The organism is Bacteroides sp. ET71, from assembly GCF_023336905.1.
In the GTDB taxonomy this organism is placed as follows: Bacteria; Bacteroidota; Bacteroidia; order Bacteroidales; family Bacteroidaceae; genus Bacteroides.
The window spans coordinates 1-383 of sequence record NZ_JAMBLS010000159.1 but is presented as its reverse complement, the minus strand read 5'-3'; the positions used below and the strand labels follow the sequence as shown (position 1 = coordinate 383).

The window sequence follows — 383 nt, the reverse complement described above, 5'->3', positions numbered from 1 at the left end:
TTTGTTCGCGTCCGAGAGGAAGTTGTAGTAGTATCCCCCTTCCGCCGTGAACTGCGACATCGGCAGGCGCGTGTCCTTGTACGGGTGGTACTTTTGCAGGTACTCCGCACCGAACACCCACTTGCTGCACCCTTTCGTGTACGAGTCCATCGACAGCCCGAAGTGGTAGCCCAACTCATTGCGCCGGCTTGCCGAATGGAAGCCGTCCGCCATGCCAGCCGTCAGCCGCAGCCCTTTCATGCCCGGCAGACAGCGTTGCGCCTGCACCTTGTCTGCAAGGACAAGGCACAGCGCCATGCCGATTAGAATAAACACCGTCCGTTTCATCTTACTTCACCTTCAGTTCGTTGATGACACGGGCACGCACCAGTTCGGCATTGGTG

At 58.2% G+C, this 383-nt stretch carries 1 protein-coding gene; it reads right to left on the bottom strand.

Annotation, left to right across the window (positions count from 1 at the left end):
• Positions 1-327 (bottom strand): conjugal transfer protein TraO (locus M3090_RS15675; RefSeq protein ID WP_249057808.1); only part of this gene is annotated, 327 nt, incomplete at its 3' end.
• Positions 328-383: the final 56 nt, after the last annotated feature.